The sequence below is a fragment of the Legionella cardiaca genome (assembly GCF_029026145.1).
In the GTDB taxonomy this organism is placed as follows: Bacteria; Pseudomonadota; Gammaproteobacteria; order Legionellales; family Legionellaceae; genus Tatlockia; species Tatlockia cardiaca.
Window position 1 is genome coordinate 2,979,615 of record NZ_CP119078.1, and the last position, 23,455, is coordinate 3,003,069.

The window sequence follows — 23,455 nt, forward strand, 5'->3', positions numbered from 1 at the left end:
CGACAACGGTTGAAATTGTAGTCGGTTTAATTAATTATTTTATCCGTTACATCAAAAAGCGTGTAAGCCAAGGTAATGGTTCTAACATTGGCCGGTAAATCCGTATCCAGATGGAATAACAACGGCATATCCATCGCTTCATGTCCATTTAGCGTTTGCTGTGTAAAACAGAAACACTCCGTTTTTTTCAAATATTTGGCAGCAATGCCTGGTGTTACACTAGGTATAGCTTGAACTGTCATACGATGATTTGTTTTATTTTCTGCATAAAACGCCAGTTTAGCAATTTCACCTGGATGAACCTTTATTTTTGTTATCTTTGGGTAAAAAGCCCAAGGTACACTGCCATTATTTGTGGCCACAAACTCAACGGTAATTTCTCTGTCAAGTGCGATTTTGGCCTTGCTGGCATCATAAGACGTTGCCTCCAAAGTTACCTTGCCATTAATTCCCAATGCTTTACAAAGACTATTATAAATAGGTACCAAAGCAAAACCAAAGGCAAACATCCCAATAACAAGCACTGCCAATGTTATAATCAATTTTGCATGACTTTTCTGAGCCATCTTACCTCGCAATCTCAAAAACTGTCATTTTAAAAAATGCTCTAGCAAACATACCATGAAGCATCAAACCCAGGTCTGATGCTTCTCTATTTATTAATGAATTTCAGGTGGTGTTGTAAAGCTGTGATAGGGCGGTGGTGAAGGTAGAGTCCACTCCAAACCATGCGCTCCTTCCCAAACTTGCGCATTAACTTTTTTGCCTCCACGTACGGTAGCAATCACATTATAGAGGAATAACAACTGTGATAACCCAAATATAAAGGCCCCAATAGAAACAATCACGTTGAAATTAGTAAATTGTAAAGCGTAATCGGGGATACGTCGTGGCATACCAGCTAGACCAAGAAAATGCATTGGGAAGAAGGTCACATTCACTGAAATAACGGATAACCAGAAATGCCATTTTCCTAGGCGCTCGTTATACATATGCCCTGTCCACTTAGGTAACCAATAGTAGGTTGCAGCTTGTAGAGCAAAAATCACGCCGGGCACTAGTACATAATGGAAATGGCCCACAACAAAATAGGTATCCTGGTATTGGTAGTCAGCAGGCACCAATGCAAGCATTAATCCTGTAAAACCTCCAATCGTAAATAAAAATACGAAAGCAACTGCAAAAAGCATTGGGGTTTCAAAAGTCATAGCACCTTTAAACATCGTACTAACCCAGTTGAATACTTTTACTCCCGTCGGTACCGCAATAAGCATGGTAGTATACATAAAAAATAGTTCACCACCTAAAGGTATTCCTGTAGTAAACATGTGATGAGCCCAAACAATAAATGACAGGAAAGCAATACTTGCGGTTGCGTATACCATGAAGTGATAACCAAAAAGTGGTTTGCGGCTGAAGGTTGGAATAATTTCAGAAATAACTCCAAATGCAGGTAGAACCAAAACATACACTTCAGGATGACCGAAGAACCAGAATACATGCTGGAACAATACTGGATCACCCCCTCCTGCAGCCGTAAAAAAGCTTGTGCCAAAATGTCTATCAGCAAGCATCATGGTTACGGCACCTGCAAGCACAGGCATGATAGCAATCAACAAAAATGCAGTGATTAACCATGTCCAAACGAACATAGGCATTTTCATTAATGTCATGCCAGGAGCCCGCATGTTAAGAATAGTGGCGATAATATTGATAGAACCCATAATGGATGAAATACCCATCATGTGAATGGCAAATATCATAAAATCAGTACTAGGCGGTGCAAATTTAGTTGATAATGGTGCATACATGGTCCAACCAAAGTTAGGGCCACCACCACTATGAAACATAGTGGATCCTAATAGGGCAAAGGCAAAAGGTAGTATCCAAAAACTCCAGTTATTTAAACGTGGCAAAGCCATATCTGGAGCCCCAATCATCATGGGGATTTGCCAGTTAGCCATTCCTGTAAAAGCGGGCATAACTACCCCGAAAAGCATGATTAAACCATGCAACGTTGTCATTTGATTGAAAAAATTGGGGTCAACGAAGCGATGCCCAGGCTGAAAAAGTTCTGCCCGGATAACCAATGCCATGGAACCAGCAACAAAAAAGCTTATTAGTGCTAACCACAAATATAAAGTACCAATATCTTTATGGTTGGTAGTGAATAACCAGCGCTTTATAAAACCAATAATTCCTTTGCCTTGTTCGGGACCATGATCCTCATGATCAAGATCGTGAGTTAACACTTGGCTCATCGTAAACCTCCAGCTTTAGCTTTGTTCACCATTGTCGGTGCTTGATTGTCGCCTTGACGTACTTTTGCAACGTCAGCCGGCTGTATTTCATCATTTGTATTATTTTCCCAGGCATTACGCTCATAGGTCGCAATAGCCGCGATTTCAGTATCCGTAAGTTGATCTTTGAATGCCTGCATAGCAGAACCAGGTACGCCATTCAGAATAATATTGATATGCCGTGAAATAGGTTTTCCTACCGCAACGGAACTGCCTTTTAGCGGAGGATACATCGGAGGTAAACCTTTACCGTCAGCTCGATGACAAGCCGCACAAATTTGATCATACTTTTGCTTACCTAAATTAATGAGCTCTTCACGGGTCATTTTGGCTTGCGCTTCTGGTTGAGCAGACGTTTCAGCATACTGATCTCTAGCTTTCGCTTGCTGAGAGACCCATTGCTCAAATTCTTCATCGCTCACAGCTTTAACAACGATTGGCATAAAACCGTGATTCAATCCGCACAGTTCAGCACATTGCCCACGATAAACACCAGGTTTTTCTATTCTCGCCCAAGCTTCATGCATGAATCCTGGCATAGCATCACGCTTTACGCCAATCTCAGGGACCCACCAGGAATGAATAACATCATTAGATGTCACCAGGAAGCGGATTTTTTTATTTATGGGAACAACGACAGGCTTATCAACTTCCAGCAAATACCATTGCCCTTTTGGTTTTTGATTTTGAATCTGCTCGTAGGGCGTTGATAAGTTACTAAAAAAGCTAATGCCCTGATCAAGGTATTGATATTGCCATTTCCACTGATAGCCAACAACTTTAATGGTGACATCAGAATCACTGCTATCTTCCAGATTCATAAGAACCTTAGTTGCTGGAATGGCCAGACCAACGAGGATTAAAAATGGAATGATAGACCACAGAATTTCTACACGTGTATTGTCGTGGAAACTGGCTGGCTTGTATCCTTTTGACTTGCGGTGATGTATTAACGAATAAATCATCACACCAAAAACGACAATACCAATAATAGCGCAGATAACCATTGCAATCATATGTAAGTCATACATGTCTTTACTCAAGGGAGTTACCCCTTTATACATATTCATTTGCCACTTATCTGCTGCAGCCATGGCAACCTGGTTTAATCCCAGGCCAATTGCGGCGGCAAGCACCTTATTCAGCTTAAGCCCTTTTAGCATCCCCATATCACCTCTTTAAATAGTCAGGTTTTTTAAAAATCAGTTTTGCGAATACAAAACTAATTTTTTATTTAATAACCTTGACGGATCATCAATTAATTTCCAATGAATTTAGGTTTAGAATTTATTACCACAGTGAATAATTACCTTCTGTTTTTGATTGGCTCACCATGTACTTAATTGCCTCAAGAATCTCACCTGTGGTGCATTCTTTACAACCTCCATTTTTTGGATGATATCCACCTCTTATTGTGTTTTCGACTAAAACATCAATATTTTTTTCAATTATGGGTTCCCAAACTGCTTTATCTCCAATTTTAGGTGCACCCTGTTTACCTTCGTTATGGCACATGCTGCAGTTTTCATTATAAATTTCTTGTCCGTTTGCCGGGTATTTTGCAGCACCACCAGTTGCTACATCTTGCCATTGGGAACGAGATAAAGAGGCATTTAAAATGTAGTCAACAGCAGCCATCACATCGTTATCGGAACAAGTTACACAAGCACCTTTAACCGGCATGCTGTTATAACCATTAATCGCATGACGATAAAGTCCTGTTAAACCTCTACTCTTTAAGCGCATATACCAATTGGCACTATTACCAATAACGGGGGCAGACATTTCACCTCGTTGATGACAGATGATGCATGAATTAACATAGACCTGTTTTCCGCGCTTAATGGTAGGCTGACTTTCCGATGCCGGTACACCTAAAGGCTCATCGGAAGTTACCGTCTTTAAATAAGTGGCAATAGCAAGTCTATCTTCTTCTGTGAGGTAGCTTAGGCTATTATGATTTACTTCAGCCATTGGCCCGGCAACGGGACCGGCTCTATTAATAAGTTGTCCTTGGGCAAAAACATCCGCAACTTCATAGCGGCTTACAGAACGTAATCCGTATTTTGTAATATTCGGTGCCCAATAACCATCTATGAAGGTACCAGTCAAGTAAAAGCGATCTTTAGGTGCACCAAATATATTGAGTGGTGTATGACACATACTGCAGTGGCCTAAACTATCGACAATATATTTACCACGATTCCATGAGGGAGAGCGCTCAGCGTTATATTCGATTGCATTATCTTCAGGGAAGAAGAACAATATATTCCATCCCCACAGAGCAAGGCGCGAACCTGGAACATTAAATGGAAATGGTAATGATTTATTTTTTTGCTTAACAGGTGGAATGCTCATGAAGTAAGCATACAGAGCACGTGCATCATCATCAGTAATTTTAGAAAAATAAATATAAGGGAACACGGGAAAATAATTTCGACCCTGTGGATCACGTCCCTCTTTTAAAGCACGAATAAAATCTTCCTCTGTCCATTTCCCAATGCCAGTTTCTTTATCGGGCGTAATGTTAGGACTATAAAAAGTACCAAAAGGGGTATTAATAGGTAAACCACCAGCATAGGCAGGTGTTCCACCTTTCACATCAGTGTGACAAGCAATACAGTCACCCATTTTTGCTAAATATTCACCACGAGCAATTAATTCTGCCTGCGCACCGGTCGCTGGTGTCGTTGCAGGATAAGGTGGATAGTACCCATCAATGAGCGGCTCTACCGGTCTGTTTCGCTCATCTACAGCACCTAGAGTCTGCGAAGTAGGCTTAGGATTTGCCGTAACAACAGGCTGCGTTGTTGCATTGTTCGTTGCAGGCGTGGCTGTCGCAGATGGCTGAGAAGCCTGCGCATCAGGTTTTGTATTAGCAGGTGCTGCTTCAGGTGATACCTGGGTATTCGAAGTCGCATTGGCATCAGGACTAGTCTTTGAAGTCGAAACGGCCTTTGATTGCTCGGTAGCCTTAGGTTTTTGCGCAGTATCTGTCTTACTTGCTGCATATAAAGAACCTGACAATATACTGCAGGTCACCAAAAAAGAGGCAATAATTGCGTTTTTTTTCAACAAAGAGCCCACGCTCCCTCCTTTAAACTTATTACCATTAAGGTAATGACTGGCAGGAAAAATAATTTCGGCATTTTATACCCCTCCTTACGCAACTTGCAACGTTGATCACTAAGAGTTTTACTAAAAATGCCATGTAGTTGGCTGACAACCTAAATTAGCGCTGTTATTATGCGCATTTCAAATACAAATCAAGGGAATCTTATGGAGTGGAAAACAGCAATCGCACTTGAGCAACTTAAACAAGCAGAACGCGAAACCGTGGTCATCGATAACCATAAGATTTTATTTATATGGCACAAGGAACAAGTCCACGCTGTGCAGGCACAATGCCCTCATTTTAAATTACCGCTTAGTAAAGGCAAAATCAATGATGATTGTGCCATTATTTGTCCTTTTCATAAAAGTGAATTTGATTTAAAAACAGGAGAAGTTAAGTGCTGGTCACCTTGGCCTAAAGCTGTAGGTAGTTTATTAGGTAAGGTAGTCAAATCTAAAGAACTAAAAATTTATCCGACGCGAATTACCGCAGGGACTATTGAAGTGCAATTAGCTTAGGCTATTTTCTTGCTTACAATAACTATAGATTAGGTTAAAAAACGCTTAGCCCCTTGCTCTATCTTTTTAATAAACTGTCGGTATTGCTTTGCAGGCAACTGCCAATAATGCCAGTATAGGGGCATTAACCAGCGTTTATCAGGCGCAATTTCCTGTAATTCTCCATTTGCCAGTTCATTAACAATGTCTAAACTGGGCACCCATCCATAACCATAACCATGTAAAGCAAATTGTTTATAAGCTTTGACCGACGGCACACTGTGATAACGGCGAAGCACTAAAGGTTTATTAAAAAAATAATTAAAAAATTGTTCAGGTAATTTGTCACGATTGTCAAAAACAATAACAGGAGCGTTGGCTAAATTTTCTGCTAATGTTTTTTTATTTTTAAAATGGCGTTCGATAAAATGAGGAGCAGCGACCAGTAGATAATTCATGTGCCCCAATAATGTACACTCGCATCCGGGCAAAGCTCGATCATAAGTAGTTACACAAGCAGAAACAGAGCCCTTACGGAAATAATCAATAGTAACCTCTTGATCGTCGGTAATAATATCAATATTAATTTTTTCAAGTAGTTCTAATTCACTCAGTAAACGTGTGAACCAAGTTTCCAGACTATCACGATTTAGTGCCACAGAAAGACGTGCCGGCAATTCTTTATGAATCTCTTGCAATAGATGCTCTTCTAATATGCGCGTACGTCTTAATAAACTTAATAATTTTTCACCCAGCGGTGTTGCATGATAAGGCAAACTACGAATGAGCAAAGGTTGACCAAATTGCGTCTCCAATTGTTTAATCCTCTGCGTTACAGCAGGTTGTGTAATAAATAACAGTTTGGCTGCTTCTGCAAAACTCTGTGTTTGAATAACTGCATCCAATGCCTGCAAACCACGCTGCTCTATTCTCATAAGTAAAATTTATCAATCATAAAAATTATTAATTTTAATTATAGTGAAAAATCGTTGATAATTGCCACACTTTTGCACACAAAAAAGAATTATTATGCTGGTATATCTGAACGGCTTAATGTTAGGACTCTCTTTAATCACCGCCTTGGGTCCTCAAAATGTATTTTTAATCCGTCAAGGTGCGCTACGCCGACATGCCATACTTTCAGCCGCAATTTGCTTTTGTTGTGATATTGTTTTGGTTTGCGCAAGTGTTGCAGGACTTCATCATGTGCTTGAACTCCACCCAACCTTGCAAATATGGATTACCTGGTTTGGCGTTGCCTTCCTTTTTTATTATGGTTCACAGGCTTTAAAACGTGCTTTAAGCAAACCAGAAAGGAAATCTGCTGAGCCGTCTCAGGAGCCTGCCAATCGGTGGCAAATTATTATGTTAGCGCTGGGATTTAGTCTTCTTAATCCTCATGCAATTATTGATAGTTTGGTCATTATTGGTGGCGGTAGTAGCCAATTTCCAGAGCATCAACAAGCCTTTTTATTCGGCGTAATCACCTCTAGCCTGTTTTGGTTTTCCTCCCTAACCTTTACGACGCATTATTTTTCAGAGATTCTCTCACGCGCCACCGTTTGGCGACGCATAGAGTTTGCCAGCGGCATTTTGATGTTGTTTTTAAGTCTTAAGCTAGCGTATAACTACTAAGAATCTTAGCTATTTCTCTTTAACATTGTTGTCATTGCTTCAGGTGCGCATTTTTTAGCAACTTCTATGGTGATTTCTTTGAGGTAGGCACTGGCTGCAACGACTAAATCATCTTGACCATTTTGACCATACACAGAATACCAAATATTTTTAGTTTGCACGCCTGTTTCGAATTCCTTTAATTTCGCTTTGAATTCATCTGAAGGTTCTAATCCTCGTGAAGTAAATTTTCCAGGTGCCAAATCCTCGTCACTCCAGACTGTAATAGTATCTTGGTTGACCCATGGACCTAATGTCAGAATCAAATCTTGTATTGCAGGCACCCCCAGCTTATACCAGGTATTCTTTTTGTTACTCATAGACCATTTATAAACTTCAATCAACTCAGTCAGCGCATTACGATAAGGTTCAACAAGACCGGATTGCGGACGTCGACCTAACTGATAAGAGGCGTAAGAAAATCCTCCGAGGGAAATGGTAATGGTCGGCAAAAAAGGGATAGGAACAGCCGCTCCCAACCAGCAAACTGTACCGACAGTTAATCCAGTAAGAATTTTGTTATCAAAATTGTACAAGGCCGCTTGTGCTTGTTTAAAGCGCGCTATGCGATTTTTAATGACATCCACATGTTTAGAGTTTTGGTAATCGAACGCTGCAGAAGTATCTAATTCAAGAGCAGGGGTGGCTTCATTGCTGCCGAAAAATAATCTATACATTTTTTCAACTCCATTGAAATTTGCATAATATCTTTAACGTATGGCAGAAAAAAAGCAAGATTTAAAATTATTTAACGCAGGAAGAATAGAAAGGGCCAATCAGTGTGTCGCCAATTGACCCAGTGGAATGACACATAGCAAGTCCAACCTCGCAGCGGGAATATCTCATATACCATAGAAGATTGTCAATATTTAAACGCATAATGCGATTATTTACCTGCAGAGAGTGCTACTTATATGGGCTCCTGAAAACTTTTATCAATGCTCTTAGCAAGACTTTTTATAGAATAAAAATGCAATAATTTATTTCTAAGTTTTGCCCAGAAAGGCGATTTAACGAACATAAATTTTGCTAATTGGCGAGAATCTTTTTGCATTTTTTCAACCCGTTGCTGCCGGCTTTTTTGGTATAAGGATAAAGCCCAATCAAGATAATGTTTGTCTGTTCGAGATAATTCGTCGGCAAGTACCGCTGCTGATTCCATAGCCATCGATGCGCCTATACCTGCTGTAGGAAGAAATCCCACTGCCGCATCTCCTACCAACACGACTCGATCTTTATACCAATGCTTTGAGGTTACATCGGATAAAGGCCAATAGAAAAAACTTTCATCATCGTCATGAGGGATTTGCGAAAATAACGTGGGATAAACTTTAACAAGCTCTGGAAACTGTTTTTTAATATCATCTGCACGACCAGGATAAACATTGATTTTTTTCTTATCCATGGGTCCTGCTGCAATAACGCCAAATTTCTTCTCCGTTGGATAAATACCAAAAAAAACACCTTCGCCCCAAAATTCTTTAATTATATTTTCCTCAAGCTTTGGGTCATCACTCCACCAAACCCAACCGCCCCAACCTGTTTCATGATAACTATACTCGTCTTTATTAAACGCAAGTTTACGTACGCTGGAATGCATGCCGTCAGCACCGACAAGCAAATCATATTCTCCTTTACTCCCGTCATTAAATTTAACTTTTACCATATCCTTATCAAGAGAAATTGACTCAAGCGTTGTATTAAAACGGATGGGAATTCCTTGGCAACCTTTAAGTAGCACCTGGAGCAATACCCCCCGAGAGCAACAACGATAAGGACCATAGGTCAGAAATAATTCATGAAAGGGTAATTTTTGAATGATTTCATTTTCAGGATTTGCCATTACATAATTGTCGCTAGAGGCTGTAGACTCTATAAAGCTCTCCATAAGACCTAATCCGTAGAGAACTTTGCTCCCTAAAGGATAAATACCTAACATATAACCAGCATGAGATAGATCTGCCTGTCGTTCAATAACTTCACAAGGGATTGCTCGCTGTTTAAGTAGCGCTGCCAAAGTAAGCCCGGCAATTCCAGCACCGACAATCAGTACGCGCATGTCTATCCCTCTTATAGTATTCATTATTTTTAGTGTTTTAACGCAAGCAAAATTTATACCCAGTATCGAGTTGGGCGTGCTCCACAAGAAAGGATGCGATGGTATCAGGACCATCCAATTAACTTTGAGATTGTTGTTGCTCTATTCTTGCGCTAGACTCCAGCATTAACTTATAACCTAGGTTTATTATGTTTTACGGTGACAATATTCAGGATACACGCCAACTTTTCTTCTCCAGTTGGCAAAAATATCGTCAAAAGCAACCACTATTACCTCTTGAGCAGCAAATTGTTGATGTGATTATCGCTCATCCTGAATACCATGCTTTATTGGAGACACCCAAACAAATAGAACAAAGTTATTTTCCAGAAATGGGACAAACCAATCCTTTTTTACATATGGGTTTACATTTAGCTATTCGTGATCAAGTCAGCACAAACAGACCTGCTGGTATTAGCAAAATCTACCAGGCGTTATTAAAAAAATATGGCGAGCAAATACTTGTAGAACATCTGATGATGGAGCGCTTGGCAGAATGTTTATGGCAAGCACAACGCGATAATAATGTGCCGAATGAACAAAATTATCTTCAAGGTTTAAAACAATTATTATAATTCAGGCATGTCCTAGAAAGATGTTTTTTTTATCAAGCTAGCCTTTTGGCCTTTCCATAAAATAAGCAGTGGCATAACTGCACCACAAATGCTACTGAAATAGATAAATAACCCAGGTGAACCAAGACTACGCAAATAAAGTGAAGCGATAAACGGACCACCCATAGCCCCAATACTATAGGCAAGTAATAAACTTTGGGTACCAGCAACAATATCTTGCTCATTGAGTACATCACAAGCATGACTAATACTAATTGGATATAAAGTAAACGTTAAACCACCAAATAAGGTCATTAAACTTAAAAATAAGGATGAGCTCTTGCCTATCATTAGTGCAATGGACACGACAATGGTACTAGTAACAAGAATAATTAACACGGTCCCTCGCTCTACCTGATCAGAGAGCCTACCTATAGGATATTGCAGTAACATGCCACCAAAAATAATTGCAAACATGTACTTGGCTACTGCTGCCTTCTCATGAAATAAATCCGTTAAATAGGTAGGCATAAAGGCATAGAGTCCGCCCATGATTAATCCCGAACTTAAACATCCCGCTAAACCAGAGGGTGAGATATGAATTAAAGTGTTTAGACTCAGTGTTGAAGGTTCATCAAATTTAGGCGGACTCACATAAGACATGGATAAAGGGATAAGTGATAAAGAACTCATCATTGATGCAACCACAAAAAGCAGTAACGAATGCGAATCACCAAGATTTAAAAAGAATTGTCCCAGGCTTGAAGCAGCATAAAAAGCTATCATATAGAGTGAAAGTATTTGGCCGCGATTTGTCTTAGTGCTTTTACATAATAACCAACTTTCTATAACAACAAATAATCCTGCCGCTGCAAATCCGGCAATAAGGCGCAAAAAAAGCCATAACCCTACATGATAAAAAATACCATGTAACAAATAAATTACCGCTAGTAATGAAGAAAAAACAGAATACGCAGCTACGTGCCCAACTCGTGTGATAAACCGTTCCACACGAAAAGAACCCAACACCAATCCTGCATAATAAATGCCCGTCATTGCACCAATTGCTACTGGAGAAGCATGATTAAGCGTCATGCTAAGGCCTAATAATGTAGAAAAGAAACCTGTCCCCAATAAAAAGATAAATAAACTTAGTAAAGGAACAAATGTTTCGAACATTACCGCAATCATGACAAATCCTCACTTTTAATCAGGCTATAGAAGATAATTACAAGCGCGCCAGAAAAAAGCAAAAATTAAACATGTGGAGAAAATTATCTTCCATATCTATTTGTCATTTTCATTGGGTATCCGCGCTAGATAGGGTAAGATAAGTAACTTCTGAACCTTACACCATTGCGTAATGACCAATCACAAGAAAACGACCCATTTTGGTTTTGAATCAGTTGCCTGGGATGAAAAAGAAAAAAAAGTTGGCGATGTTTTCAAATCGGTTGCCAGAAATTATGATTTGATGAATAACGTCATGTCGCTTGGCATTCATCACCTATGGAAACGTTTTACAGTTGAAATCAGTCAAGTTCGCGCTGGACAATTTGTACTTGATTTAGCGGGAGGAAGTGGCGACCTCACCCGCTTGCTGAGCAAAAAAGTAGGCGCTCAGGGAAAAGTAATTCTTGCTGATATTAATGCCGCCATGCTTGCTGTAGGCCGAGATCGCCTTCTTGATGAGGGCTTATATGAAAATATTAATTTTGTACAAGCCAATGCCCAAACCTTACCGTTTGCCAATAATAGCTTTCATTGCATCACTATTGGTTTTGGCTTGCGTAATGTAACCGATAAAGATGAAGCGTTACGTTCTATGTATCGTGTTTGTAAACCGGGCGGTAAGATTATGGTTTTGGAATTTTCCAGTCCTACCCTCCCTGGATTAAAACCAATTTATGATTGGTATTCTTTTAATATACTGCCTAAATTAGGTCAATTGCTTGCGCAAGATGCTGCCAGTTACCAATACCTTGCTGAGTCAATTCGCATGCACCCACCTCAGGAAGCACTAAAAGCAATGATTGAAAAGGCAGGATTTGAAGATTGCCATTATCATAATTTAAGTGGTGGGATTGTTGCCTTGCATGTTGCTTACAAATATTGAGAATACCATGATAAAGAAATATTCATTAAAAGCATTGCAGACAGCCATTAATCATGCACTTAGCCTCGATGAATCGATGCCCACTAAAATTGCTGCATTAGATGGCAAGGTTATTGAAATTATTGTTGCGCCCTTGGGAGCAAATTTTTTTATTCTCTTTGAGGAAGGACAACTGAAACTGCTTGCTGATTATGAAGGTCATCCAGATACTATTATTCATAGCAGTCCACTTGGGTTAATTCGTTTAAGTTTCCTGCCTGCTTCCAAAGCTCGTTCATTATTCAATGATAAAATTCGACTTTCAGGTGATGTGGAATTGGGCCAAGAGGTCAAAAAATTATTTGACGAATTAGACATCGATTGGGAAGGACATCTTTCCCATTTTACCGGCGATGTGGTAGCGCATCAGTTAGGTTCCTTATTTCGCCAGGGCTTAAGCTTTAAACGGCAATTGAGTGAGTCCATGCGTAATAATTTTACTGATTACCTTCAAGAAGAACTGCGGGTTTTCCCTACTCGTGAAGAAATGGATGATTTTTTTAGTGATATTGATAAATTAGCGCTCGACGTTGAGCGCTTACAAGCTCATGTCAACCAACTGATGGCCAAACATGAAACCAATTAAACAACTCATTCGACTACTTCATATTAATACCATTTTAGCTAGAAATGGGCTTGATCAAGTCATTGTATCAATAAGACTGTTTTCGCCTTTTCGTTTTATTGTCTATTTAAATCCTTGGAACTGGTTTCGTAAAGAAAAGTTAACTCGCGGGGAAGCGCTGCGAAAAACACTCGAGCAATTGGGACCTATCTTTATAAAATTTGGCCAAGCGCTTTCAACCCGTCCGGATATCTTACCGCCGGATATAGCACTGGAATTATGTAAGCTACAAGATGATGTTCCCCCTTTTGCAAGTGAAAAAGCATTGGCTATTTTTGAGTTAGCGTTTGGTCAATCTGCGTTTGAAGTCTTTGCTGAATTTGATCCGGTTCCACTTGCATCGGCCTCCATGGCACAAGTTCATGCTGCTACCCTAAAAAGCGGTGAAGAGGTTGTCGTTAAAATTTTGCGTCCTAACATGCGAAAGATTATCGAAAAAGACTTAAGCATCATGCATACCATCGCTAATCTGGCAGATAAGTACTGGGCCGAAAGCAAGCGGCTAAGACCTAAAGAAATTGTCCTGGAATTTGAACATAATTTGCTTGATGAACTGGATCTACAGCGCGAAGCAGCCAATGCATCTCAATTACGTAGAAACTTCCACAAATCACCTCTACTCTATATTCCCGAAGTATTTTGGGATTATACAAGAGAAAATATCATGGTTATGGAGCGCATCCATGGTATTCCAGTGTCTGATGTGGCCTCTTTAAAAGAGCATGGTGTCAATATTAAAATGCTTGCCGAACGTGGTGTAGAAATTTTTTTCACTCAAGTTTTTCGAGATTGTTTTTTTCACGCCGATATGCACCCGGGTAATATCTTTGTTTCGCCACTTCGCCCTCAGGAACCTCAATATATCTGCATTGATTTTGGTATTATCGGTACTCTAAGTGATAGCGACAAACGCTATTTGGCGGAGAATTTATACGCCTTTTTTAATCGAGATTACCGCCGTGTTGCAGCGCTTCATGTAGAATCAGGCTGGGTTGCTCGCGATACCCGTATTGAAGAATTTGAAAGTGCTATCCGCACCGTATGCGAACCCATCTTTGAAAAACCATTAAAAGATATTTCTTTCGCTCAGGTTGTATTGCGACTATTCCAAGTTGCCCGACGTTTTCAAATGGAAGTTCAACCACAATTGGTTTTATTACAAAAAACACTTCTGGCAATTGAAGGACTTGGTCGTCAACTTTATCCCGAACTTGATTTATGGGCGACAGCCAAACCTTTCCTCGAAAAATGGCTTAAAGAACAAATCGGTCCCCGAGCCTTTCTTAAACAATTGCGCGAAAATTTACCTTTCATGTCTGAACAGTTACCTCATATGCCCAGACTTTTAAATGAGGTATTACAACTAAGTAAAGAACAAAAAATTCGTTCTTTAATGCGCGATGAACAGGTAACCGATACAACAAAATCAAATTGGTATAAAGGGCTGGGAATAGGTATTTTTGCTACCATAGTGACAGTAAGTATGTTAGATCTTTTAAATCAAGATAAAATAGCAGCCATGGCTCTTTCGGCAGCAATCGTTGGCAGTGTTGTAACGTTACTTAACCGTTTGAACAGGAGTTAACATGGGATTAAGTGGAATCAGTCCATTGTCATTATTATTAATATTTTTAATTATTATTGCCTTGTTTGGAACTAATAAATTAAAGAATATTGGTTCCGATTTAGGTAACGCAATTAAAAATTTTCGCAAAGCAATGAATGAGGATGATGATAAAAAGTTATGAGTAGCGGCGAACTTTTATTAACGTTGCTTGTTGCTCTCATTGTTTTTGGCCCAAATAAATTACCCATGCTAGCAGAACACTTGGGTAAATTATTTCGGCATGTAAATTATTTTAAACAACAAGCGATAGCATTTTGGCAAGCTCAGCTAAATGAGCAACAATTAAAAGAAAATACGCGCAAAGCAGAAAAGGCAGACGCGCTTTATCATGCCAATGAGATTGAAAATACCGCTAATTTCAATCCACCGGATTCTCTCTCTGCTGAGCAGGAGAACCGCCCTAAAAAATAATGCCTTATCGTCTAAAATTGCTTAACCCAATTAGCAAACTCTTCCATATAACGACGTAAAAACTCATGCGTACTTTCATTAGTAATGTTACCATCTTCCCCAAAAATTTTATTAATACCCCCAATATACGCCTCGGGTTGTTGCATACAAAACACATTCAAAAATACAAAGGTTTGACGTAAATGCTGATTTGCTCCAAATCCACCAACCGCGCCTGGAGAGGCACTGATAACAGCCCCAGGTTTCCCACCCCAAATACTTTGTCCATAAGGCCTTGACCCGACATCAATTGCATTTTTTAGAGGTGCTGGAATAGAACGGTTATATTCAGGACTAACAAATAAAAAACCATCAAACGTCTTCATTTTTTCCCGAAAAGCTACCCATTCCTTCAGTGGCCTATTTTGATCATCAGGATCCTGGTTATAGAGTGGCAATTGACCTATCTCCACTATTTGTAAATCAAGAGTAGACGGAGCAAGGTTGATTAGTACCAGCGCAAGCTTGCGGTTCCAGGATTCTTTACGCAAACTACCTACCAAGACCCCAATTTTTTTAGTCATGTTATATCCTTATTAGAAAGATTAATTGTTTCTGAGCAGAGCCAGTTTTTTATAAAAGCGAATTTAAATCAAAACTGGAACGTTGACCTAAATCATCACCGTGTTTCTTTAAAAAATTTTCTGCTGTACTGCGACCCTCATCACGCAACATGCATAGGAATGACCATTCGCCGTTAAGCTTGGAAGAAAAACCTAATGTTTGCATTTTGTCACTTGCTATTCGATGAATACGCATCTTTGCCCAGCGCTCACCTTCGCCCTTAACTGAACTGGCGACTTGTCTCAGTACGGCAATCATTCGTAACTCTTTCATCAAGGTTGCATTAAATGCAACTTCATTAAGACGATTTAGAATATCACGTGCACTCTTAGGAGTCCCGGGACGTTCAATCGGATTTATCTGCACTAATAAAGTATCACTTGACTCACACTCCTTGACTAGCGGCGTAATAGTTGGGTTACCACTGTAGCCTCCATCCCAATAAGCTTCACCCTCTATTTCAATTGCTTGAAATAGAGTTGGCAGGCAGGCAGAGGCAAGCAATACATCGGGTGTTATTTCTGCATTTCTGAAAACTCTTCCACGTCCAGTCCTGACATTTGTAGCTGTGATAAATAATTTTATCGGGGCTTTTGTAAGCCTATCAAACTGTACACTTTCCATTAGAATGGATTGCAAGGGATTGAGGGCAATGGGATTTAAATCATAGGGAGAAAAGAGTCTTGAAAGCAAATCAAAAGCAACAAATAGTGGAGAATAATCCAAGGTCCACTTCCCCATAAGCATATCGAGAGGCCCTCGTTGAAATGGACTATAGGTGGCTGCTTGAGAAACTCGTCGCCAAAATGTTTCTAAGGCAACTCTTGCTCCCTCAGCACCTCCTGCAAGATAACCACTGGCTAATACCGCAGCATTCATTGAACCTGCCGAAGTTCCTGAGATCCCCTCAATCTGCAATGTTGGTTCTTGAAGTAAGCGATCGAGCACTCCCCAAGTGTAAGCGCCGTGAGCGCCACCTCCCTGTAAAGCCAAATCAATAAGCACCGGTTTTTCTTGGTTCTTGGCTTTGTTGGGTACTTTCTTTGGCATGAAGTCTAATATCCCTGAAGACCTTAATAAAAATAATAGCATATTGTTTTATTGGATAGTCACAGGCTCCTACAAACCAAAGTAACTGCAGCCTTGCTAGTTCTTCGTCGCAAATTGCCTAAATAATGCTATTCATGCGATTATTTTTTGTGCATAATTTATCTTTTTAAGTATCCTGATTAAACATGCAAGGATTGCTCATTGATGTCAGTCGGCTATTTCGTCGAGCATGCCGCCAACAATCACCTACAGGTATAGATCGCGTTTTATTGGCTTATCTGCAACATTATAAACAACGCGCACAACTTCTCCTTCGTTTTGGACAATTTGCTTTTATCTTATCTGAGCAAGCTTCCCGACAGGCAAGTTCGTTACTTTTATCCTGGCATCCGAAGATATTTTGGCCTTTTATTGGTTTATTAATTAAAGATAGTTTTCGATCTGAGGCTAAACAATCACTAAAAAATATTATTCTTCTTAAGATAGATTACTCTGGCTTGCATTATGAAGGCCTTTACCATACTTTAAAACGCCATGGCATGAAACTTATTTTTATGGTTCATGATCTTATCCCTTTTGAAAATCCAGAGTTTTTTCCAACAACTAAAGCGCAAAAATACCAACGTATTTTGTCGTTTATAATGAACAACGCCACAGGAATTGTGACCAACTCGCAAACAACTACAAATTCACTTATTAATCACATCCCCAATCTTAAATTACTCCCCTATCTTATTTCGGCCTCATTAGCTCCCGGCATAACTTCAAGCACTCCTCCTCGCCAGGAGCGACCAATTAAAGAGAATTATTTCCTCATCGTAGGAACTATTCAAAGACGAAAAAATCACTTATTCCTCTTAAAGCTATGGCTGAAATTAATTGAGCGACACGGGATTGATACACCCAAATTAGTGCTGATTGGTGAGCGGGGCTATCTTTGCAAGCAGACACTCGCCTTATTGGATAATTGCGACCTAATCAAAAAATTTATCATTGAGCATCCTGCAAATGATGAAGACCTGCTCACTTATTTACATCATGCTCAAGCCCTTCTCTTGCCTAGTTTAGCCGAAGGCTATGGCCTCCCGCTTATTGAAGCACTAAGCGCAGGAACTCCCGTTATTGCCAATAACCTGTCTGTTTTTCATGAAATTGCTGGCGACATCCCAGATTTCATTCCTGTTCAAAATGCTCAACAATGGTTAGCTTGTATCGAAAATTATATGCTGGCGAACAGTACCCTACGTGCAATACAACTTCAACGTATAAGCCAATTTTCTATACCAAACTGGCAGACGCATTTCATAAAGGTCGAACCATTCCTGCATATGCTTCGCGCATTAGACCCTACCTAGTTTTCAATATAAGATTCATAACGACTTAAAAAAGAATCAATTAGCGTTGCAGGCAAATAATTTGCAAATTTTGTAATTAGATACAAGCTACGAGGAAAGGCAATACAAAACTTATTTTTATCTAAACCCTGTTTAATCAGGAGAGCAGCCTTCTTACTTGATAATAACAAAGGTTTTGGACCGATTAACTTCTCTGACATTGCAGTTTTTACATAACCTGGGCAAATAACAGAGACCCTAATATCGTAACGCCAAAGCCAAGCATGCAGTGATTGGGCATAGACATAAAGAGCCGCTTTTGATGCACAATAACTTGGTGATTGCGGCAAGCCTCTTAACCCAGCCAAGGAACTCATAATGGCAATCTGCCCCTGTTTTCTATCTATCATGCAATCGATAACAGGTGTAATCGTATTGAGCGTCCCTTGCAGGTTAATCCGAAAAACTTCATCACTTTGACTTTTATTTTCAGGTTGCCAATTTTTATTTAAGGTAGAGGAGACCCCTGCATTTGCAATCGCTAAATCAATAGGCATTTGCTTATCTATTGCAACAATAAATTCTTTTAAAGTATCGGCCTCACTAATATCAATAGAATGAGTAATTACTTGAGCATTCATCTCACGGCAGGATTGAGCTACAGTTGCCAAGTTATTTTCATCTCTTGCGAGCAAGATTAAATTAACGCCTTTCTTCGCATAAGCTAAAGCCAACTGCTCCCCAATGCCGCGACTTGCACCACTAATAAGAACAGTTTTGTCGGTATTTTTTAATTGCATTTTCTTTTTTTAAAATTAGAGGTAAAAGAAAGATAGAATAATTCTAATTATTTTAAAACAACTTATAATCCATACCATGATTTTCGTGGTACGGCTAAAGATATTATGCCAATGAGAGCCAAACATCATGCGCCAATTGTTGATAGGTATTTGTACTTACAATAGATCCCATCTTTTAATGACTCTCTTAGAGAGTCTTACACACTTACAGCTCCCACCTGACATTAAGGTACAACTCGTTTTAGTCAATAATTATCCAGCTAACCATCAGGAAATTGCATCGTTAGTAACAAAGATTATCTTACCTTTTCCGTACGACTTAATTCTTGAAAAAGAACAGGGCATTTCACAAGCAAGAAATCGCGTATTACAAAAAGCAGAAGAAATTCTAGCAACTGAAATTTTATTTCTTGATGATGATACTACTATTCCTTCAGCAAATTGGTTAATTACTTTATATCAACTTTATGATGAATATGACTGTGATGCATTAACTTACCCCCTACACTACAATTTTATTGAAAAAAATATGCTTAAAGACAGATTTTCCTATTACAGTTTCAAAAATAACTACAGAGAAGGCGAGCTGGTAAAAAAAGCAGGTACAGGGAAATGTTTTTTTTCCACAAAACTTGTTTTCACTAATCGATTAAAATTTGATAATGCTTTTTCTTTAACTGGAGGTGAGGACCATCTATTTTTCAGACAATTTTCAAATCTGGGGGGAAAAATTATTTTTACTTCTAAAATTCATATTATTGAAAATGTGGTCGCTGCCAGAACATCGAATTATTGGACTTTAATGAGACTTTGCTCCAATACTATGAGGACTCATCGCATTTATTATTTTTTGGCAAAGAAAAAACATCAAGCCATCTTCTACTCATTAAGATCGGCCATTTATTTAAGCCTAAAGGCAAGTTACAATTTGCTGCAGTTAAAACCCAACAAGGCACTTCTTTGTTTGGCGAAAAGTATTAGCATCCTCTCCTTGTCACTACCATTTCGCTACAAGCGTTATAAATAAACCTTACCTTATAGACATGCTCCAACTCTTTGATTAGTATCTTTTTGAAATACCTGTCTATTTGCAAACAATGACTTTTCTTATTCCGCTAACCTTGATTGCCCTCCTCTTTTTCTGTTCAGAGATTGAACGTTACCGGCGAAAAGCACGATTTTTATCTTGGTATAATTTAAAAAAAAATCCCAAATCGCTAATTTCTCCGATTAATGTGCTGTATGGTCTTATTTCCCCTAATAAACCCTTCCTGCCTCTTAATGTCTTCCCCTCGCATAATATGCTGGCAGCTAATTTTTCGCTAATTCAACAGGAAGTTCATGCTCTATTAAAGCAAAAATTCAAATTGAAGGATTTTGGAGAAATTGAAAAATATTCAAGAAAATTAGCTAAAGAGGGATGGAAATCCTTTTTTATAAAATGTTACCGGGATATTCTACCTGCAGCAGAAATTCAGTTGCCCAAAACCGCAGCTTTGATAAAGCAATGCCCGGAAATTAATCTGGCCATGTTATCTATTTTTGAGCCCGGAGCTACAATCAAGCCACACTATGGGCCGAGTAAATTGTGTTACCGCTATCATCTTTGCCTTTTTTGTTGTGCAACCCATAACGCCTTTATCAATGTGGATGGTCAAAATTATTTTTGGCGTGAAGGAGAAGCCATTTTGTTTGATGATACCTATCGTCATTTTGCTGCTAATCCAACACAACAGTTGCGAGTCGTGTTATTCTGTGACATTGATAGGAAACTTCCTTTTCCTTTTAATTATTTCAATAAACTCGTAATTAAATTAATTGGTAAAACAAAGGCTATTAAACGCATGAATCTGGCAGCTAATGCCTTTTACCACGCTGAAGAAACTAGTTAATCAATATGGAAATGCAAATAAGAAAACCGAAAGAGACAACGGAATGGCTAAACCGATTTATAATTCATCCTCTAAGTTATCGATTAGTTAGACTTCTAGAATCAACCATTGTTACCCCGAATTTTCTAAGTTTTTTTGGATTACTTTCCGCGTTCCTCGGTGGCTGTTCATTGTTATTAGCTCAAACTTCTCTAACTTATCTTTTACTTGCTATGTTTTGTTTTCTTTGTCGCATGATCTTTGATGCCGCAGATGGTCAACTTGCAAGAGCTAAAAATAAAAGCTCAACAAAAGGTACCCTAATTGATGGTCTTTGCGATTACCTAAGCGTTATTTTTCTTTATGGTGTGATTGCTTATCTCTATTATCCACTTTACGGTTCTTTTATTTTTCTCCTCATTGCCGTAGCAGGTTACAGTAGCGCCTTGCAAGCCACTGGGTATCAATTGTACATTGATATATATAATCATCTTAAATATGGGAAATTTGGTGCCAAGCTTGGCTTTATTATTGCTGGAGAAAACAAAAGCTTATCCTGGCTATTACGCTTATATAACCATAATCAATTGCGCTTTTTTAATAAAGATAAGTTACTTAAAATGCTTTCCGAGAAAGTATCACTTACTAAATCACAACAATTTGAAACCATGCTACCGAGTTGGCATTTACTCGCAGGAAATTATCGTTATCTCTTGTTAGCATTATTGATTAATCATATTTGGCTATATTTTCTGATAGAAATAATTTTACTTAACCTGGCTCTTTTTTACCTAATCATTCGCTGTAATCGAGTTTTAACTTCTTTTTGCTAATTTGTTTTAATTGAAAAGCCTGCCCTAAACGTAGATATTGAATTAACACTGAAATAATTGTCCAGTAATAAACTGCATAAAAACCTGCAACAGGGTATCCAGCGATATAACTTAACGTTAGCAATAAGAAATTTGTATTTCTTCTTGCCATAACCAAGCGAAAGCGTGCATCAAATTTCTGCCATAAAAACATTTTTATGCCCATAACAGCTTTAAAAAATAATTCCGCTAGGCGCCCAAGGATATAAAAAATAACAATGACATAAAATAAATTTAAAATTTCAGAAAACTGAACCTGATAATATTTACTAAGGGCTATCCCCCAAGCCAAATACCAAAATGGCGGATGAATTAGATCCATTCCGTGATCAAAATAGTCCCCGAACTTTGAACTTGTTACGGTCAAGCGCGCTAATTTTCCATCCACGGTATCTAATATCATCATTAGCCAGGCACAACCAAGACCAAGAACGAAATGGTTTTTCATAATTAATAAAGGTGACAGTGTACAAAAAATCAAACTAAAAAAAGTCACCGTATTTGGCTTGATGCGATACTTAGCGAGAACACGGGTTATATAGAATGCCAAGTGATACCAAAAATATTTGGTACATAGATCCGTCACACCTTTGTATGTCGAACGATATAATTTTTTCTCAACTATAGGGATATTTTCACATTCTAACTTTTGAATAAGAGGATTTCCCTTTTTTAATTGTTTTGCAAAGAAAACCAGAGGAATATCGTGAGCTGGGATTTTTATTAAATGATTATCTTCATCAGTAATTTTTTGCTTTTTTATAGAAGCTTTTACAATCTTGATATCAGAAGTAATACAAGCAAGAGCCACATCGCCATCCATGATTTGAGTATCAGTCAGACCACGTAAATAAGACAAAAAATGCTCATCAAATACTGCGTTAATGTCAAGTATTATAGTAGGTGAGTCTGTTTCGGTTAGCGTTGCTGCATTAACCATAGTTAAATGATTCGCTGCTGCTAATTTTATAATTCGCTCTCTTGCTTTAAGTCCAAAAACACGATGGCTACATTCGCCGATTAAGACACATTGCATAGGGGACATTTTAATTGACTTCCAGACTATACCGAGACTGTTTGATTATTGGCTGAGGCCAGTTTTTAGTAAACTCTATTGCGATTGTTAAATCCTTAGGATAATCAATTTCGCACCAGGCTCGCTCAGGCGTACGAACCAATAATATCTTTTCTTTTCGCGCAAGACTATCAATGGCTTTTAAATACCAATTCTGTCTATTTGCCGATGTTGTCAGTAATTCACATATTTCCTGATAAAAAAGCTTCGCCCCTTGTGCACTTAAGAAAATCATTCCTACCGATTCACCATCAATAAATTCTGCTGAAATCGTTTTTCCTATCTTGGCAAGATAATTTCCTTTCTTTGTAATTTTCATATCATCTTCATCGTAAATTGCCTTTACATCATACAAAAGATTAATATCTTGTTTGGCCGATGAGATAAGCTGCTCTACTAATTGCGGATGAAACAAAACATCGCCATTTACGAGAATGCATTCATTCTGGTACTGCTTAAGAAAGGTTAAGCAACTAACAATATTTTCGGCGCAAGCATAATCTTGATTAAAAAGAACTTCATAGCGAATTTGCGGGTGCGCCAATTGGTAACGACGCAAGGTCCTCTCAATGTCTTCATGCATAAAACCTGTGACAACAATAAAATCCATGATATCAGCTTGCATGAATTGCCATAATTGCCATTCCAGTATGGTCATATTATTTATATTCAATAAAGCTTTAGGTTTATGGCTGGTATAAGGAAATAATCGAGAACCGTGCCCTGCAGCTAGAATCACTGCTTTCATTTAAAATCCTTCTCTAATTCCGCTGATCTATTTTGCACTCTTTTCT

At 38.8% G+C, this 23,455-nt stretch carries 25 protein-coding genes; 12 read left to right on the forward strand and 13 right to left on the reverse strand.

From position 1 onward, the window contains the following. Window positions 1-26: 26 nt before the first annotated feature. From PXX05_RS12990 to PXX05_RS13005, 4 genes are all read right to left on the reverse strand, one after another. A complete protein-coding gene (locus tag PXX05_RS12990) occupies window positions 27-566 on the reverse strand; it encodes a cytochrome c oxidase assembly protein (protein WP_275088617.1) in 540 nt (179 codons plus the stop codon). Window positions 567-659: 93 nt separating this feature from the next. After that, window positions 660-2,261, reverse strand: a complete 1,602-nt coding sequence (gene ctaD, locus PXX05_RS12995) for a cytochrome c oxidase subunit I (RefSeq protein ID WP_275088618.1) — start codon at window positions 2,259-2,261, stop codon at window positions 660-662. Further along, window positions 2,258-3,463: a cytochrome c oxidase subunit II gene (gene coxB, locus PXX05_RS13000; RefSeq protein WP_275088619.1), complete on the reverse strand. Its 1,206-nt coding sequence runs from the start codon at window positions 3,461-3,463 to the stop codon at window positions 2,258-2,260. The genes ctaD and coxB overlap by 4 nt, the downstream gene beginning before the upstream one ends. A 127-nt stretch (window positions 3,464-3,590) precedes the next feature. Then, window positions 3,591-5,021 (reverse strand): c-type cytochrome, encoded by a 1,431-nt coding sequence (locus PXX05_RS13005; RefSeq protein ID WP_275090521.1) that lies wholly within the window; start codon window positions 5,019-5,021, stop codon window positions 3,591-3,593. 558 nt (window positions 5,022-5,579) lie between these two features. Here PXX05_RS13005 and PXX05_RS13010 point away from each other — a divergent pair. After that, window positions 5,580-5,933, forward strand: coding sequence for a Rieske (2Fe-2S) protein (locus PXX05_RS13010; RefSeq protein ID WP_275090522.1), 354 nt, complete (start codon window positions 5,580-5,582; stop codon window positions 5,931-5,933). 29 nt (window positions 5,934-5,962) lie between these two features. Here PXX05_RS13010 and PXX05_RS13015 read toward each other — a convergent pair whose 3' ends face one another. Further along, the gene (locus tag PXX05_RS13015; RefSeq protein ID WP_275088620.1) at window positions 5,963-6,847 is read right to left on the reverse strand and encodes an ArgP/LysG family DNA-binding transcriptional regulator; all 885 of its coding nucleotides are present in this window, start codon (window positions 6,845-6,847) and stop codon (window positions 5,963-5,965) included. A gap of 94 nt (window positions 6,848-6,941) precedes the next feature. Between PXX05_RS13015 and PXX05_RS13020 the strand changes: the two genes are divergently transcribed. Then, a complete protein-coding gene (locus tag PXX05_RS13020; RefSeq protein ID WP_275088621.1) occupies window positions 6,942-7,547 on the forward strand; it encodes a LysE/ArgO family amino acid transporter in 606 nt (201 codons plus the stop codon). Window positions 7,548-7,552: 5 nt separating this feature from the next. Here PXX05_RS13020 and PXX05_RS13025 read toward each other — a convergent pair whose 3' ends face one another. Both PXX05_RS13025 and PXX05_RS13030 read right to left on the reverse strand, forming a co-directional pair. Beyond that, the gene (locus tag PXX05_RS13025) at window positions 7,553-8,263 is read right to left on the reverse strand and encodes a hypothetical protein (protein ID WP_275088622.1); all 711 of its coding nucleotides are present in this window, start codon (window positions 8,261-8,263) and stop codon (window positions 7,553-7,555) included. 233 nt (window positions 8,264-8,496) lie between these two features. After that, window positions 8,497-9,645 carry an FAD-dependent oxidoreductase gene (locus PXX05_RS13030; protein WP_275088623.1) on the reverse strand — a complete coding sequence of 383 codons (1,149 nt, stop codon included), beginning with the start codon at window positions 9,643-9,645 and terminating at the stop codon, window positions 8,497-8,499. A 188-nt stretch (window positions 9,646-9,833) separates the two neighbouring features. Here PXX05_RS13030 and PXX05_RS13035 point away from each other — a divergent pair, with 188 nt between their 5' ends. Then, the gene (locus PXX05_RS13035; RefSeq protein ID WP_275088624.1) at window positions 9,834-10,259 is read left to right on the forward strand and encodes a DUF1841 family protein; all 426 of its coding nucleotides are present in this window, start codon (window positions 9,834-9,836) and stop codon (window positions 10,257-10,259) included. A gap of 12 nt (window positions 10,260-10,271) precedes the next feature. On the opposite strand, the gene PXX05_RS13040 is transcribed toward PXX05_RS13035, so the two are convergent. Further along, complete coding sequence (locus PXX05_RS13040; protein ID WP_275088625.1) at window positions 10,272-11,429, reverse strand: MFS transporter; 1,158 nt, start codon at window positions 11,427-11,429, stop codon at window positions 10,272-10,274. Between the two features lie 172 nt (window positions 11,430-11,601). Between PXX05_RS13040 and ubiE the strand changes: the two genes are divergently transcribed. From ubiE to PXX05_RS13065, 5 genes are read left to right on the forward strand one after another with little or no spacing between them, the layout of a single operon-like run. After that, entirely contained in the window at window positions 11,602-12,354 is a 753-nt protein-coding gene (gene ubiE, locus PXX05_RS13045; protein WP_275088626.1) for a bifunctional demethylmenaquinone methyltransferase/2-methoxy-6-polyprenyl-1,4-benzoquinol methylase UbiE, read from the forward strand. 7 nt (window positions 12,355-12,361) lie between these two features. Next, window positions 12,362-12,979: a ubiquinone biosynthesis accessory factor UbiJ gene (locus PXX05_RS13050; RefSeq protein WP_275088627.1), complete on the forward strand. Its 618-nt coding sequence runs from the start codon at window positions 12,362-12,364 to the stop codon at window positions 12,977-12,979. Continuing rightward, window positions 12,966-14,603: a ubiquinone biosynthesis regulatory protein kinase UbiB gene (ubiB, locus tag PXX05_RS13055; RefSeq protein WP_275088628.1), complete on the forward strand. Its 1,638-nt coding sequence runs from the start codon at window positions 12,966-12,968 to the stop codon at window positions 14,601-14,603. Before PXX05_RS13050 ends, ubiB begins: the two co-directional genes overlap by 14 nt. Window position 14,604: 1 nt before the next feature. Then, window positions 14,605-14,766 carry a twin-arginine translocase TatA/TatE family subunit gene (gene tatA, locus PXX05_RS13060; protein WP_275088629.1) on the forward strand — a complete coding sequence of 54 codons (162 nt, stop codon included), beginning with the start codon at window positions 14,605-14,607 and terminating at the stop codon, window positions 14,764-14,766. Next, window positions 14,763-15,056 carry a Sec-independent protein translocase subunit TatA/TatB gene (locus PXX05_RS13065; RefSeq protein WP_275088630.1) on the forward strand — a complete coding sequence of 98 codons (294 nt, stop codon included), beginning with the start codon at window positions 14,763-14,765 and terminating at the stop codon, window positions 15,054-15,056. The genes tatA and PXX05_RS13065 overlap by 4 nt, the downstream gene beginning before the upstream one ends. Window positions 15,057-15,067: 11 nt before the next feature. On the opposite strand, the gene PXX05_RS13070 is transcribed toward PXX05_RS13065, so the two are convergent. Both PXX05_RS13070 and PXX05_RS13075 read right to left on the reverse strand, forming a co-directional pair. Beyond that, entirely contained in the window at window positions 15,068-15,619 is a 552-nt protein-coding gene (locus PXX05_RS13070; RefSeq protein WP_275088631.1) for an NADPH-dependent FMN reductase, read from the reverse strand. A 49-nt stretch (window positions 15,620-15,668) separates the two neighbouring features. After that, entirely contained in the window at window positions 15,669-16,709 is a 1,041-nt protein-coding gene (locus tag PXX05_RS13075) for a patatin-like phospholipase family protein (RefSeq protein WP_275088632.1), read from the reverse strand. Between the two features lie 185 nt (window positions 16,710-16,894). Between PXX05_RS13075 and PXX05_RS13080 the strand changes: the two genes are divergently transcribed. Next, window positions 16,895-18,064 (forward strand): glycosyltransferase family 4 protein, encoded by a 1,170-nt coding sequence (locus PXX05_RS13080; RefSeq protein WP_275088633.1) that lies wholly within the window; start codon window positions 16,895-16,897, stop codon window positions 18,062-18,064. Here the strand turns inward: PXX05_RS13080 and PXX05_RS13085 are convergent. After that, on the reverse strand, window positions 18,061-18,843 hold the full coding sequence (locus PXX05_RS13085; RefSeq protein WP_275088634.1) for an SDR family NAD(P)-dependent oxidoreductase: 783 nt from the start codon (window positions 18,841-18,843) through the stop codon (window positions 18,061-18,063). The genes PXX05_RS13080 and PXX05_RS13085 overlap by 4 nt on opposite strands. Window positions 18,844-18,970: 127 nt before the next feature. Between PXX05_RS13085 and PXX05_RS13090 the strand changes: the two genes are divergently transcribed. The 3 genes from PXX05_RS13090 to PXX05_RS13100 all read left to right on the forward strand — a co-directional run bounded on the left by PXX05_RS13090 (window position 18,971) and on the right by PXX05_RS13100 (window position 21,547). Next, window positions 18,971-19,870, forward strand: a complete 900-nt coding sequence (locus tag PXX05_RS13090) for a glycosyltransferase family 2 protein (RefSeq protein WP_275088635.1) — start codon at window positions 18,971-18,973, stop codon at window positions 19,868-19,870. Between the two features lie 70 nt (window positions 19,871-19,940). Then, window positions 19,941-20,735, forward strand: coding sequence for an aspartyl/asparaginyl beta-hydroxylase domain-containing protein (locus PXX05_RS13095; protein WP_275088636.1), 795 nt, complete (start codon window positions 19,941-19,943; stop codon window positions 20,733-20,735). A gap of 5 nt (window positions 20,736-20,740) precedes the next feature. Continuing rightward, window positions 20,741-21,547, forward strand: coding sequence for a CDP-alcohol phosphatidyltransferase family protein (locus PXX05_RS13100; protein ID WP_275088637.1), 807 nt, complete (start codon window positions 20,741-20,743; stop codon window positions 21,545-21,547). Here the strand turns inward: PXX05_RS13100 and PXX05_RS13105 are convergent. Both PXX05_RS13105 and PXX05_RS13110 read right to left on the reverse strand, forming a co-directional pair. Continuing rightward, window positions 21,510-22,631, reverse strand: a complete 1,122-nt coding sequence (locus tag PXX05_RS13105; protein WP_275088638.1) for a CDP-alcohol phosphatidyltransferase family protein — start codon at window positions 22,629-22,631, stop codon at window positions 21,510-21,512. The genes PXX05_RS13100 and PXX05_RS13105 overlap by 38 nt on opposite strands. A 1-nt stretch (window position 22,632) precedes the next feature. Continuing rightward, window positions 22,633-23,409, reverse strand: a complete 777-nt coding sequence (locus tag PXX05_RS13110; RefSeq protein ID WP_275088639.1) for a phosphocholine cytidylyltransferase family protein — start codon at window positions 23,407-23,409, stop codon at window positions 22,633-22,635. Window positions 23,410-23,455 lie beyond the last annotated feature (46 nt).

Coding starts and splice junctions, on each gene's coding strand:
- PXX05_RS12990 (WP_275088617.1), bottom strand. CDS start 566: ATGGCTCAGAAAAGTCATGCAAAATTGATTATAACATTGGCAGTGCTT.
- ctaD (WP_275088618.1), bottom strand. CDS start 2,261: ATGAGCCAAGTGTTAACTCACGATCTTGATCATGAGGATCATGGTCCC.
- coxB (WP_275088619.1), bottom strand. CDS start 3,463: ATGCTAAAAGGGCTTAAGCTGAATAAGGTGCTTGCCGCCGCAATTGGC.
- PXX05_RS13010 (WP_275090522.1), top strand. CDS start 5,580: ATGGAGTGGAAAACAGCAATCGCACTTGAGCAACTTAAACAAGCAGAA.
- PXX05_RS13015 (WP_275088620.1), bottom strand. CDS start 6,847: ATGAGAATAGAGCAGCGTGGTTTGCAGGCATTGGATGCAGTTATTCAA.
- PXX05_RS13020 (WP_275088621.1), top strand. CDS start 6,942: ATGCTGGTATATCTGAACGGCTTAATGTTAGGACTCTCTTTAATCACC.
- PXX05_RS13025 (WP_275088622.1), bottom strand. CDS start 8,263: ATGTATAGATTATTTTTCGGCAGCAATGAAGCCACCCCTGCTCTTGAA.
- PXX05_RS13030 (WP_275088623.1), bottom strand. CDS start 9,645: ATGCGCGTACTGATTGTCGGTGCTGGAATTGCCGGGCTTACTTTGGCA.
- PXX05_RS13035 (WP_275088624.1), top strand. CDS start 9,834: ATGTTTTACGGTGACAATATTCAGGATACACGCCAACTTTTCTTCTCC.
- PXX05_RS13040 (WP_275088625.1), bottom strand. CDS start 11,429: ATGATTGCGGTAATGTTCGAAACATTTGTTCCTTTACTAAGTTTATTT.
- ubiE (WP_275088626.1), top strand. CDS start 11,602: ATGACCAATCACAAGAAAACGACCCATTTTGGTTTTGAATCAGTTGCC.
- PXX05_RS13050 (WP_275088627.1), top strand. CDS start 12,362: ATGATAAAGAAATATTCATTAAAAGCATTGCAGACAGCCATTAATCAT.
- ubiB (WP_275088628.1), top strand. CDS start 12,966: ATGAAACCAATTAAACAACTCATTCGACTACTTCATATTAATACCATT.
- tatA (WP_275088629.1), top strand. CDS start 14,605: ATGGGATTAAGTGGAATCAGTCCATTGTCATTATTATTAATATTTTTA.
- PXX05_RS13065 (WP_275088630.1), top strand. CDS start 14,763: ATGAGTAGCGGCGAACTTTTATTAACGTTGCTTGTTGCTCTCATTGTT.
- PXX05_RS13070 (WP_275088631.1), bottom strand. CDS start 15,619: ATGACTAAAAAAATTGGGGTCTTGGTAGGTAGTTTGCGTAAAGAATCC.
- PXX05_RS13075 (WP_275088632.1), bottom strand. CDS start 16,709: ATGCCAAAGAAAGTACCCAACAAAGCCAAGAACCAAGAAAAACCGGTG.
- PXX05_RS13080 (WP_275088633.1), top strand. CDS start 16,895: ATGCAAGGATTGCTCATTGATGTCAGTCGGCTATTTCGTCGAGCATGC.
- PXX05_RS13085 (WP_275088634.1), bottom strand. CDS start 18,843: ATGCAATTAAAAAATACCGACAAAACTGTTCTTATTAGTGGTGCAAGT.
- PXX05_RS13090 (WP_275088635.1), top strand. CDS start 18,971: ATGCGCCAATTGTTGATAGGTATTTGTACTTACAATAGATCCCATCTT.
- PXX05_RS13095 (WP_275088636.1), top strand. CDS start 19,941: ATGACTTTTCTTATTCCGCTAACCTTGATTGCCCTCCTCTTTTTCTGT.
- PXX05_RS13100 (WP_275088637.1), top strand. CDS start 20,741: ATGGAAATGCAAATAAGAAAACCGAAAGAGACAACGGAATGGCTAAAC.
- PXX05_RS13105 (WP_275088638.1), bottom strand. CDS start 22,631: ATGTCCCCTATGCAATGTGTCTTAATCGGCGAATGTAGCCATCGTGTT.
- PXX05_RS13110 (WP_275088639.1), bottom strand. CDS start 23,409: ATGAAAGCAGTGATTCTAGCTGCAGGGCACGGTTCTCGATTATTTCCT.